Genomic DNA, 13,014 nt, shown 5'->3' on the forward strand with positions numbered 1-13,014 from the left:
TTGAACGTAAAAACCATACAGGTGTAAAATAGTTTCCAGAGAAAGTTTTTTCTCTGGAATTTTTTATTATGGAGGGGATTATGCTTCAGGAAAGTATTAAGAAGTTGGTACAGTATGGTATTGATATGGGGCTTACACCAGAATGTGAGAGAATATATACTACAAATCTTTTGCTTGAATGTATGAAAGAAGATGAGTACACAGATCCAGACTGTGATTTAAGCAATATTGTGCTTGAAGATGTATTAAATGAACTTTTAGATGAGGCAGTTAATAGAGGTATTATAGAGGATTCAGTTACACATAGGGATTTGTTTGATACAAAGCTAATGAATCAGCTATGCCCACGTCCTAAACAGGTTATAGATGAGTTTAACCGTATATACGATAACCATGGTCCAATAGCTGCAACAGATTATTTTTACAGTTTAAGCAAAGCATCTGACTATATCCGTACTTACAGGGTAAAAAAGGACCTAAAATGGACTTGTGATACAGAGTATGGCACCCTTGATATAACAATTAATCTCTCTAAGCCAGAAAAAGACCCAAAGGCAATTGCTGCAGCTAAGAATGCTAAACAATCCGCATATCCGAAGTGCCAATTATGTATGGAAAATGAAGGCTATGCTGGCCGCATTAATCATCCTGCTAGAGAGAATCATCGCATAATTCCTATAACTATAAATAACAGCAACTGGGGATTTCAATATAGCCCATACGTTTATTACAATGAGCATTGCATAGTCTTTAACGGAGAGCATACTCCTATGAAAATAGAGCGTGCTACTTTTGTTAAGCTATTTGATTTTATCAAACTTTTTCCACACTATTTTTTAGGAAGCAATGCTGATTTACCAATTGTTGGAGGATCTATTTTAAGCCATGACCATTTCCAAGGCGGCCATTACACATTTGCCATGGAAAAAGCTCCAATTATTCAGGAATTTACTGTAAAAGGATATGAGGATGTTAAGGCTGGTATAGTTAAATGGCCACTTTCAGTAATTAGACTTCAGTGCAAGGATGAGACTAGACTTATTGATTTAGCTACTAATATATTAGACAAATGGAGAAATTACACCGATGAAGAGGCATATATTTTTGCTGAAACAGATGGTGAGCCTCACAATACGATTACACCTATTGCTAGAAAAAGAGGGGATTACTTTGAACTAGATCTTGCCCTTAGAAATAACATTACTACCAAAGAACATCCGTTAGGTCTATACCATCCACATGCCCATCTTCACCATATCAAAAAAGAAAACATAGGACTTATAGAGGTGATGGGGCTTGCGGTACTTCCAAGCCGCCTAAAGACTGAAATGGAACTGTTAGCTGACTACATTGTTAACAATAAAGACATCCGCTCCAATGAAGAAATATCAAAGCATGCAGAGTGGGTAGAAGAATTCACCCCAAATTACGACCATATAGATGGTCAAAACGTAAATACGATATTACAAGCAGAAATCGGAAAAGTATTTTGCCAGGTACTAGAGTGCGCCGGCGTCTTCAAGTCCACCCCAGAAGGCATGGATGCATTCAACCGCTTTATAAAGGTTATATGCTAGTGTAGTCTACTACCTGGTTGCGTCCATGCTTTTTAGCGTAGTAGAGAGCTTTGTCGGCACGGTCTAGGCAAGAGTGGTAGTTTTCGTCTGTCTTGTATTTACTGTAGCCGATTGATATTGTCAGAGGGCAAACAGAATTTTCTCCGGAAGATATATCTTGACGGATCTCTTCGGTGACTTTTGCAACTCTGCTGGCGTCACAGTCTACTAGGAGTAGAACGAATTCTTCGCCACCCCAACGGATAACGTAATCTTGATTTTGTACGTGTGTCTCTAGACGGCTGCCTACGTATTTGAGGATGATGTCACCAGCCTCATGGCCGTAGTTATCGTTGACCTTTTTGAAGTAATCGATGTCTAACATGGCGATATAAATGCTTTCGTCGGTGTAGAACTTATGAGTCTCTGGGTCTACGATTTCGTTGATTTTAAATCGGTTGTAGACTCCTGTTAATTCGTCAGTTATTGAGTTTAGTTCTAGAGATTTCTTAATGAGATAGTGGTCTGCATAGGTATTCTCCAAGATAATTTGAAGGAGAATTACTCCAATATATATTGGAATAGCAAGTGTGAGCATCATATCTAGGTGCTCATAGTGGTTGAATAAATTGGATACGAGAATATTAAAAAAGATAAATCCGTGAATAATCGTGTGATACATTACAGGCATTGCAAGCCCGATGGTTAGGAATGCAAAGTGCATAATGATAAAGCCCTCACGGACAAAATCACGGTTCTCAAGATGATATACAGACCAAATTGTGGCCCACATAGCTGCATGTGGAATTAGATAGTAGAGAAGTACTCCTGCTTTGTATGATTTTACTTTGCGATATAGCAATAAAAACAGAGCCAGTGGTAAAAGTACAGATAATCTCGGGATAAGTGTCTCCCATGAGAATCTACCGTATAGCTGGCAATCAGTGAAAAAGTAGGAAATCTCACTAAAGGCAATAATAACTGCGCAATAGGCACTTACTACTTTGTAATAATCAAATTTTGATTGATAAAAATCTAGTAATTCTTCTTTAGCAATTTTCTTTGTAATCATAGTACGTATATTATAACCTCTGAATTTCATCTCAACAATGTAAAACTTATTAATATTTTGCGGTTTTTTTGTGTTCTTCATAAATAATTCTCATTATCGTTTCACAACATTCGGAAACTCTTTTAGTTTTCTTCACTTTACATTCACATAGCCCCATTAATCTTTATCCATCAATTGAAAAGGAGGAAGCCATGGGGCAAATAACCAAAGTATTTAATAGATATGAGAAGAAGTTTCTTATAGATGAAAAGACTTATGCTTTGCTAAAAAAAGAGCTTGATGTCTATATGAATGAAGACGAATATGGGCTTCATACCATAAGAAATATTTATTACGATACCTTAAACGACCAACTTATTAGGACTTCAATAGAAGGACCTAAATATAAAGAAAAGTTTCGAGTGCGTTGCTATGGCAAGCCAACCTATGACAGTATGTGCTTTTTGGAGATTAAGAAAAAGTATAAAGGACTGGTTAATAAAAGAAGGGTGGCTATACCTATGGAAGAGGCGGAAAGATATTTGATAGAGGGCAAGTTGCCATCTAATCCTAATCAGATATTCAAAGAAATAGATTATTTCTTTAGTCATTATCCCCTAGAGCCTAAACGCTATATTGCCTATGATAGGTTGGCTATGTACGGAAAGGAAGATAGGGAGTTTAGAGTGACTTTTGATATTAACATCAGAAGCAGAGATTTTAATTTGACATTGTATAGTGATGAGGAAAATGAGTATTTGCTAGAACCGGGAATGAGACTTATGGAAGTGAAAATATCCGATTCAATGCCTCTTTGGTTTGCAAGACTTTTGTCTAAATACAAGATTTATCCCACATCATTTTCAAAATACGGAAATTTTTACAAAAAAAGCTTAAAAGAAGCATAAAGAGTTATGGAGGTTTATTTTAATGGAATCGATTTTATCAACTTTGATGTCAACTAGTACATCGACTATTTCAACAACAGAAGCTTTACTATATGGAATTGGGGCATCTATATTAGGTTTTGTTATTTCGCTCACATATATAAAAACAGGGACAGTTTCAAAAAATTTTGCAAGAACACTTATTATTTTACCTTTTCTAGTATGTATGGTAATGCTGGCAGTTAATGGTAATTTTGGAACAAGTCTGGCTGTAGTAGGAGCATTTTCTCTGGTTAGGTTTAGATCCCTGCAAGGAAGTTCGAGAGATATAGGTTTTATATTTTTTGCAATGACCATTGGAATAATATGTGCTGTGGGACAGATGCCTTTAGCGGTGATTGTAACAGCAATTATTTGTGGAATTCATTTTGTTTTAAATGGGCTTGGTTATGGTGCTAAAGAAGCAGGAGAAAAGGACCTGAGAGTGACTATTCCGGAAAATCTTGATTATAGCGATATTTTTGATGATATTTTTGAAAGATTTACCCTTTCCCATAAGCAGATTGCTGTTAGAACGACAAATATGGGTTCTATGTATGAGATAAATTATAGGGTAAGATTAATAAATGAAGAAAATGAAAAAGATTTCTTGGATGAAATCAGAATGCGTAATGGAAATCTTACGGTTGTTTGCGGCCGATGTGATATGAATGAAGCAGAGGAATTATAATTATGAGAAATAAATTTTTGATAAGTGCCATATGTCTTGTTGTTATAACAGCTGTTGTTGGCTGCGCATCTTTCAGTGAGGAAAAGACTGATATAGTTGCTTCGGAGAATTCCAATGATGATGAACTTACAGTTAAGACAGATTGGAACCAGATGGCATCAATTACTTTTTCAGAAGATGCTATAACAATTGAGGGAAGTGGTTGCAGTGATGAAGATGGAATTCTATATATTACAGAAGGTGGTGCCTACACACTGCAAGGTAAAGCTAGTAGTTCTTCAGTGGTTGTAAACACTGATGAAAACGTAAAACTTATATTAAATGGTCTGGATTTACAAAGTGTAGATGGGCCTGTAATATATGGTGCTCAGGTGAAAAATCTATATATAGAATTAGCAGATGGTTCAATTAATACCTTGACTGATTCTAATGAGTACGCTACTGATTCTTCTACAGGTGAGGAGATTGGTAAAGGAGTTGTTTCCTGTGAGGATGACATTATCATCATAGGTGAGGGAACACTTAATATTAATGGAAATCATAAGCATGGTATTTCATCTGATGACAAGTTATATGTAGAATCAGGTAACATTAATGTAGTTACTGAGGGGACAGATGGGCTTAATGCAAATGACTTGATTTGTATTGATGGTGGCACTATTGTCATAGAGGCAGTTAGTGATGTTATGGAAAGTGATGGTGTTTTACAGATAAATGGCGGTGAAATTACAGCAAAGAGCAATGATGAGGGCTTAGAGGCTAAGGACAGCATTTATATAAATGGAGGGATAATTGATATATCTGTTTCAGATGACGGATTGAATGCTGCTAATTATATTGAAATAAATGACGGAGATTTAAGTATTACTTGTGAAACTGGTGATGCTATTGACTGTAATGGTGGTGTAGATGGTTGTATTACAATAAACGGTGGCAATATATATGTTCAAGGTGGTAATGAGCCGGAAGGTGGTATTGATGCTGATAATTCTAGTGTAATTATAAATGGAGGAGAAGTGATTGCCATTGGAGCAGTTAATAGTCCTATTTCAGAAGAAAGTGGGCAGGTTTCCATAGTGTACGGCAGTTTTGATGCCGACCAGTCAATAACAATAACAGATGAGAATGGAAATCAGGTTTTCGAATATACGCCAGCTGTATCAGGTTCAACTATGATTATTTCATCAAATGTATTTGAGATAGGAAATACTTATAAGATTACTTCTGGTGAAAATGAAATATCTGTTACAGCTGAAACAACTGTTGTGGAAGCAGGAGGCTCGGCCCAAGGTATGGGAGGACACGGTGGAGGTCCAGCAGGACAATTACAAAAGCCAGATGGAACTTCAAATTTTGAAGATATGCCAGAAGATTTTAAGCCTGGGCAGATGAACCCTGAAACAAGACCACAGGGGCCAATGGAAGAGGGGCAAATGCAAGATAACAACAACCAATAATTAGGTCTTGATACTTGAAAAAAATAAATTTTGGTATAGAATTATTTAGGACTGCACATAGCAGTCCTAATTCTTGTATACAATATAATTTATGAGAGGAAATATAAATGAGTAAAGTAAGAACACGTTTTGCACCATCACCAACAGGTCGTATGCATGTAGGTAATCTTCGTACAGCTCTTTATGCTTTTTTAGTTGCAAAGCATGAGGGAGGAGATTTCCTTCTTAGAATAGAGGATACAGATCAGGAGAGACAGGTAGAGGGTGCTGTGGAGATTATCTATAGAACACTTGCTGCTACTGGCCTTATTCATGACGAGGGTCCAGACAAGGACAAGGGTGTTGGCCCTTATGTTCAGTCAGAGCGTCAGGCTCAGGGCATTTATCTTGAGTATGCTAAAAAGCTTATCGAGAAAGGTGAGGCTTATTATTGCTTCTGTGATGATGAGCGTCTTGCAGAGTGTAAGCAGGTTATAGGCGACAAGGAGATTCATATTTACGACAAGCATTGTCTCAACCTTTCAAAGGAAGAGGTGGAGGCTAACCTTGCAGCTGGTAAGCCTTATGTTATCAGACAGAACAATCCACGTACTGGCACTACTACATTTGTAGATGAGCTTTATGGAGAGATTACAGTTGATAATTCAGAGCTTGATGATATGATTCTCATCAAGTCTGATGGATATCCTACATACAATTTTGCCAACGTAGTAGATGATCACCTTATGGGAATTACTCATGTTGTTCGTGGTAATGAGTATATTTCTTCTTCACCAAAATACAATCGACTTTACGAGGCGTTTGGCTGGGAAGTACCTAAGTATATTCACTGCCCACTTATTACAAATGAGGAGCACCAGAAGCTTTCTAAGCGTTCAGGACATTCTTCATACGAGGATTTGATTGAGCAGGGATTTTTAACAGAGGCTGTTGTTAACTTTGTTGCTCTTCTTGGCTGGTCTCCAGAAAATGACAATGAGATTTTCTCTTTAGATGAGCTTATTAAAGAGTTTGATTATCACCGTATTTCAAAGTCACCTGCAGTTTTTGACATCACAAAGCTTAAGTGGATGAATGGCGAGTACATGAAGGCTATGGACTTTGACAAGTTCTACCAGATGGCAGAGCCATACCTTAAGGAGTACATTAAGGGCGACTATGATCTTAAAAAGATTGCAAAGATGGTCCAGACTCGTATTGAGATTTTCCCTGATATCAAGGACCATGTTGATTTCTTTGATGCAGTACCAGAGTATGACAGCTCAATGTATACTCACAAAAAGATGAAGACAAACGAGGAGTCATCACTTGCAGTATTAAAGGAACTTTTACCAGTTCTCGAGGCGCAGGATGATTACTCTAATGATGCTTTATATGCACTTCTTTCAGGATTTGCTACAGAGCATGAATATAAAAATGGATACGTACTCTGGCCAGTTCGTACAGCAGTATCTGGTAAGCAGATGACACCAGGCGGAGCTACAGAGCTTATGGAGATTCTTGGCAAAGAAGAGTCTATCAAGCGTATCAAGGCGGCAATTGAAAAATTATCATAATTAAATATAGGGTTGGGGAACCCAGAATACATATAGGCGAGTTAGGAGGATTATGAACTTTAACGACTCGCAGATTATGGCGATTAGTCATAAGGAGGGACCCTGCTTAGTTGTGGCAGGACCCGGCAGTGGTAAGACTGCAGTTATTACCCATCGCATTAATGAACTGATTAATTCTGGAATCCCTGGCAGAGAAATCTTAGTTATTACGTTTACTAAGGCTGCGGCCATTGAAATGAAGGAACGTTTCAACAGGTTATCTGGAAATAATCAGGTGACCTTTGGGACGTTCCATTCTTTATTTTGGGGTATTTTACAAAGAGAATTGGGCTACAAAAGCAAGGATATAGTCATGGGCTCTGCAAGGCAACAGATATTGATTGAGGCTATCAGATTAGCTGGCCTTGACCATACTGATTTATCAATTGTTAATTCCATTTCAAATGAGGTATCCACCTATAGAAATAAAGGAGAAAACAAAGCTACATTTATACCTGAGACTACAGATAGGGAGGATTTCTTTAAAATATACTCTTATTTCAAAACCCTCAAACAACAGTATAAGGTAGTAGATTTTGATGACATGCTGAGTATTGCCTATGAGTTGTTTATTAAAAGACAGGACGTTTTAGAGAGATGGCAAAATAGATTTTCGTATTTTCTTGTTGATGAAATGCAGGATATGAACAATCTGCAATTTGAGCTAATTAAAATGCTTTCTGGCAGAACTAATAATATATTTTGCGTAGGAGATGACGACCAGTCTATCTATGGATTTCGTGGAGCTAATCCAAAGATTATGAATGACTTTGAAAATAATTATGAGGATTGTAAGCGGATTCTTTTAAATTACAATTATAGGAATCCATCTAATGTGGTAAGGGCGGCTCTTGCTTTGATAGATAAAAATAGTATTCGCTTTAAAAAGGATATTATACCCACTAATGCAGATGGAATATTGGTAATAGAAGAGACATTAGATGAGGTCAGAGAAGCTGACTACATTTACGAGATGATTAAATCAAAAATAGCACAGGGCACACCCCTTGATGAGATTGCAGTCCTCTATAGAAACCATAGCGATGCAAAATATCTTATTAATCGGCTTATGACAGAAGGTGTCCCAGTTTATCTTAAAGAGGCTACTACTAATTTCTATTCCCATTTCATCATTGAAGATATTGAAGCTTATTTCCAGATAGCTATTGGTAATTCTACAAGGGCAAGACTTCTTAGAATTATAAATAGACCTAATCGTTTTTTACATAGAGCGTCTTTAGAAAAGGGAAGCAAAATAGAGGACATATTATATTTTTATAAGGACAATTACAGTGCTTATCAAAGAGCACTGGCTCTTAATTCAGACATTCTATTGATTTCTAGAATGTCACCTTATGCTGCAATTAATTATATTAGAAATGTAATGGGGTATGACGGTTTTTTAAAGGAAGAGGCTATCAGGTGTGGTACATCATTTGATGAGTATACAGATGTATTAGTTTTTCTATTGGAAATAGTGAAGGATTGTAAAAATATAAAACAGGCTATAGATAAACTAAACGTTCTTAGATATAAGGTTGATTATGAGAACAAGAATAAGCAGGTGGACAAAACAGGAAAGGTAGGTCTTTATACGCTACATTCTAGCAAGGGACTAGAGTTTGATACAGTTTTTATTTTAGGTGCCAATGAAGGGATTATTCCTAATAATAGAGCTGATACAGATGAGGCTATAGAAGGGGAGAGAAGGCTATTTTATGTGGGAGTAACACGTACAAAAAGAGAGCTTTTTATAACATATACAAATAAAAAGAATCGGGAAAAATCCCGATTCTTAAGTGAAATGACTATAGATTATTCTTCATCATCGTCTTCTTCTAAGATCTCTTCAAATCTCTTGGATACAGCCTCGTATTCCTCATCTGAAAGGATGTTTTCTAGGGAAGGAGCGCCTGTCTCGTCCTCGAAATATCTGTAGATGTAAACTTCGCCTTCTTCGTTAGGCTCGCCCTTTTCATCAAGAGGAATTAGTACGATGTAGTCTTGCTCATCTACCTCAAAAATAGTGATAATTTCACATGTAACCTCAGAACCATCATCTAAATTAAGAGTAACGACTACGTCGTCATCTTCGTTATCTACAGGAAAAACTTGATTTTCGTCCATATTGTACTCCTTTAACTAATATATTATTTGTTTAACACATGCCCTTATGATATAATTCATTAGGCTTTATGTCTAGTATTTTAGAGATTTTATATATATAAATACACTTATTTTTGGAAGTGGGGACTGAAATGAAGGTAAGCAAGGGAGATTTTGGTGAATACGGGCCAAGAGTTAGCGGTAAAGACTCAGTTATCTTTACTTTTTCTGTTGAGCCATCAGTCAAAACTGTAGGGATTATTCTCTTCGATAAAAGGAGTAAAAAACAGATTTTTGAGGCAGATTTATCCAGAGAATACTCTGTGGGTAGAGTTTATTCTGCTGAGATTTCTGGCATTAATCCTGATGAGATTTGTTACCTTCTTAAGGAAGATAAGAGGACATATGTTGATAGTTATGCTACATCCGTTGTAGGACGTGATATTTGGGGTGATGTAGATAACAGGAAAAAGTCTAAATTCGCCGTTTATTCTGGAATTTCCCATATAGAAAAGCCTTGGAAGGATGCTGAAGTTGATATTGCACCTTCTGATATGGTTTTATACAAGCTTCATATGAGAGGATTTACTGCTGGTTTCGGTATGTCGGATACTAAAATTGGCAATTACAAGGGCCTACTATCTAAGCTTAACTACCTGACAAAGCTTGGTATTACAAGTGTTGAGATAATGCCTGTTTATGATTTTGAAGAGTTATTTATTGAAAACAAGGTTATTATTTCAAAAAGAGGCGAGATGGTGCCTACACCGGAGTACACTGGCAAGACTAATTACTGGGGCTTTGGTATGGCTAATTATTTTGCTCCTAAGGCTTCTTATTTTGGTGGAGAAAGTAATGCACTGGCAGGTCTTCGCAGCATGATTTCTACCATGCATTCTAAGGGACTTGAGGTGATTATGGAGATGTCATTTGCCCTGGAAGTGTCAGATGACTATATCATTGATTGTCTTAATTACTACGTCAAATATTTCCATGTGGATGGATTTCATATTGTTGGATGCACAGCGCCTATCCAGCGTATTGCATCAGAGCCTTATCTTGCAGAGATTAAGATATTTTATGAGTATATTCCAGAAGAGATTCTTTGCAAGGAACATGGCAAAAAGCACTTATTTATTTACAACGATTCATTTATGAATGTTACACGTCAGATTCAGAATCATATGAATGGCAGCATGGTTCAGTTTGCTAATCATATGAGACGCCAGAATCAGGCCTATGGATTCGTTAATTATATGGCCAATGTTAACGGTTTTTCCCTTTGGGACTCTTACTCTTATGGTGAAAAGCATAACTTAGATAATGGAGAGGAAAATCGTGACGGTACTAATACCAACTACTCATTTAACTATGGAGTAGAGGGTAAGACTAATAACAAGACTATTAATGCTAACAGATATCGTGAGATGAGAAATGCTTTTACAACGCTTTTCCTTTCTCAGAGTGTTCCACTTTTTGTTGCTGCAGATGAGACAGCAGCTACACACTTAGGCAACAATAATCCATACTGTCAAGATAACAAAATGGGTTATACAGTATTTTCTAAAAATAAAAACAAAAATACTCTTTCAAACTTTGTATCACAGCTTATTGAGTTTAGAAAGAATCATAAGTGTATTAGAGGTGAGACACCATTTCTAATGAATGATTATAAGCACCTGGGTCTTCCGGATATGTCATTTCATGGTTCTGAGCCTTGGATGATGACTATCGGTGAGGAACAAAAGGCTCTTGGTGTTTTATATAATGGCGCATACGCTAAGGAAAAAGAGGAAGTATTTGTTTGTTATAATTTCCACTATGATTCAGTGGATATGGCACTTCCTTTGTTGTCGCCAGGCAAGCGATGGCGTTTGTGTTTTAATACAGCTGAATATGATGACAAGAGCGATTTTAAGCCAAAGCCTATTAATAATCAGCAATCACTTTCTGTTCCTGGCAATTCAATAAGTGTGCTTGTGGGACTTAAGGTAGAAAAGAAATAGAAATAGGAGTTTGTTGTTTTGAAGGCTTTACAACATTTTTTGACGATAACGCGTCACAGACATCAGGTGATGAAATTATGTTTTGGTGTCGGTTTATATAGACAGGGGCTTTTGCATGATTTGTCCAAATATTCTTGGACAGAATTTTCTGTTGGAGCTAAATATTTTCAGGGGGATAGGAGTCCTAATGATGCCGAAAGGCAGGATAGGGGCGTATCCTATGCTTGGTTACATCATAAGGGCAGAAATAAGCATCATTTAGAATATTGGATTGATTATGATCCAACACGACAGAAATTATTAGCTGGAGCTAAGATGCCAGTTAAATATGTAGTTGAAATGTATTGTGATAGAGTTGCAGCTTGCAAGATATATCACAAGGATGCTTATTCTGATAGTTCAGCACTAGAATATTTTGATAAGGGACGGAGCAAGGAGCTTATGCATCCTGAGTCAGCAGCCCTTCTTAGAGATATGCTTTCTTATTTGGCTGAGCATGGCGAAAAGGCTACAAGTTTATATATTCGCAAAGAGATTTTACATAATAAAAGATAGGTTTTAGGAGATTAATAGTAATGGAAAAGGAAAGAAAAGTATTATATTCAGGTATGCAGGCCACTGGCAAGCTTACACTTGGTAACTATATAGGAGCATTAAAAAACTGGGTTAACCTTCATGAGGATTATGATTGCTTCTTTGGAGTAATGGATTTGCATTCACTTACAGTCCGTCAGAATCCTACAGAGTTCAAGCAAAATGCTAGACGTATCTACACTCAGTATGTGGCTGCAGGACTTGATCCTAAGAAAAACTGCATTTATTTCCAGTCACATGTTTCTGCTCATGCAGAGCTTGGATGGATTTTAGATTGCTTTACCTACATGGGTGAGCTAAATCGTATGACTCAGTTCAAGGATAAATCTGCTAAACATGCAGATAATATTAACGCAGGTCTTTTTACATATCCAGCTCTTATGGCTGCTGATATTTTGCTTTATCAGGCTGATTTGGTGCCAATTGGTGCAGACCAGAAGCAGCATCTTGAGATTTGCCGCGATGTAGCAGAGCGTTTTAATAATATTTATGGTGATGTATTTACAATTCCTGAGGGATTCTTCCCTAAGGCTGGAGCTCGTATTATGTCACTTGCAGAGCCTACTAAAAAGATGTCTAAATCAGATGAAAATGTTAATGCTACAATTTATCTTATTGATGATAGAGATACAATTATTCGTAAGTTTAAGAAGGCTGTTACTGATTCAGAGGCAGAGGTTCGCTATGATGTAGAAAATAAGCCAGGGGTTTCAAATCTCATGGAGATTTATGGCGTTGTAACAGATAAGACTATGGATGAGGTTGCAAGAGAGTTTGAAGGCAAGGGCTACGGCGATTTCAAGCTTGCAGTTGGTGAAGCTGTTGCAGATATGCTAGATCCTTTCCACGCAAGATGTGCGGAGCTTGAAAAGGACAAGACATTCATCAATGAGTGCATAAAAGAGAATTCTGAAAAAGCTGCTTATTTTGCTAACAAGACCCTCCGTAAGGTTCATAAGAAGCTTGGTCTTGTTGAAAGAATTAGATAATTAGTATTTACATAAAAGACAAGAGTATGATAATATGCTCTTG

The 13,014-nt window shown here is 37.0% G+C and carries 10 protein-coding genes and 1 pseudogene; 9 read left to right on the top strand and 2 right to left on the bottom strand.

The features are described 5' to 3' along the window. The first annotated feature begins 80 nt into the window (after positions 1-80). A complete protein-coding gene (gene galT, locus BLP50_RS02815) occupies positions 81-1,577 on the top strand; it encodes a UDP-glucose--hexose-1-phosphate uridylyltransferase (RefSeq protein WP_090150658.1) in 1,497 nt (498 codons plus the stop codon). On the opposite strand, the gene BLP50_RS02820 is transcribed toward galT, so the two are convergent. Continuing rightward, a complete protein-coding gene (locus tag BLP50_RS02820) occupies positions 1,567-2,709 on the bottom strand; it encodes a GGDEF domain-containing protein (RefSeq protein WP_090150660.1) in 1,143 nt (380 codons plus the stop codon). The two genes, galT and BLP50_RS02820, sit on opposite strands and share 11 nt — an antisense overlap. Positions 2,710-2,819: 110 nt before the next feature. Here BLP50_RS02820 and BLP50_RS02825 point away from each other — a divergent pair, with 110 nt between their 5' ends. The 5 genes and pseudogenes from BLP50_RS02825 to BLP50_RS02845 all read left to right on the top strand — a co-directional run. After that, positions 2,820-3,515: a polyphosphate polymerase domain-containing protein gene (locus BLP50_RS02825; protein ID WP_090150663.1), complete on the top strand. Its 696-nt coding sequence runs from the start codon at positions 2,820-2,822 to the stop codon at positions 3,513-3,515. Positions 3,516-3,537: 22 nt separating this feature from the next. Continuing rightward, positions 3,538-4,224 carry a DUF4956 domain-containing protein gene (locus tag BLP50_RS02830; protein WP_242869205.1) on the top strand — a complete coding sequence of 229 codons (687 nt, stop codon included), beginning with the start codon at positions 3,538-3,540 and terminating at the stop codon, positions 4,222-4,224. Between the two features lie 2 nt (positions 4,225-4,226). Beyond that, the gene (locus tag BLP50_RS02835) at positions 4,227-5,681 is read left to right on the top strand and encodes a carbohydrate-binding domain-containing protein (RefSeq protein WP_090150666.1); all 1,455 of its coding nucleotides are present in this window, start codon (positions 4,227-4,229) and stop codon (positions 5,679-5,681) included. 107 nt (positions 5,682-5,788) lie between these two features. Continuing rightward, entirely contained in the window at positions 5,789-7,237 is a 1,449-nt protein-coding gene (gene gltX / locus BLP50_RS02840) for a glutamate--tRNA ligase (protein ID WP_090150669.1), read from the top strand. Between the two features lie 52 nt (positions 7,238-7,289). Next, positions 7,290-9,032 (top strand): annotated as a pseudogene (locus BLP50_RS02845) (ATP-dependent helicase); the annotation flags it as partial. Positions 9,033-9,091: 59 nt separating this feature from the next. On the opposite strand, the gene BLP50_RS14485 reads toward BLP50_RS02845, so the two are convergent. Continuing rightward, positions 9,092-9,403 carry a DUF1292 domain-containing protein gene (locus BLP50_RS14485; RefSeq protein WP_090150674.1) on the bottom strand — a complete coding sequence of 104 codons (312 nt, stop codon included), beginning with the start codon at positions 9,401-9,403 and terminating at the stop codon, positions 9,092-9,094. 131 nt (positions 9,404-9,534) lie between these two features. Here BLP50_RS14485 and BLP50_RS02855 point away from each other — a divergent pair, with 131 nt between their 5' ends. From BLP50_RS02855 to trpS, 3 genes are read left to right on the top strand one after another with little or no spacing between them, the layout of a single operon-like run. Then, positions 9,535-11,388 (top strand): alpha-amylase family glycosyl hydrolase, encoded by a 1,854-nt coding sequence (locus BLP50_RS02855; protein ID WP_090150677.1) that lies wholly within the window; start codon positions 9,535-9,537, stop codon positions 11,386-11,388. Between the two features lie 18 nt (positions 11,389-11,406). Further along, positions 11,407-11,943 carry a DUF5662 family protein gene (locus tag BLP50_RS02860; protein ID WP_090150681.1) on the top strand — a complete coding sequence of 179 codons (537 nt, stop codon included), beginning with the start codon at positions 11,407-11,409 and terminating at the stop codon, positions 11,941-11,943. A gap of 20 nt (positions 11,944-11,963) precedes the next feature. Continuing rightward, a complete protein-coding gene (trpS, locus tag BLP50_RS02865) occupies positions 11,964-12,971 on the top strand; it encodes a tryptophan--tRNA ligase (protein WP_090150684.1) in 1,008 nt (335 codons plus the stop codon). The last annotated feature ends 43 nt before the right edge of the window (positions 12,972-13,014 follow it).

The sequence above is a fragment of the Pseudobutyrivibrio sp. AR14 genome, from assembly GCF_900101325.1.
Lineage (GTDB): Bacteria > Bacillota > Clostridia > Lachnospirales > Lachnospiraceae > Pseudobutyrivibrio.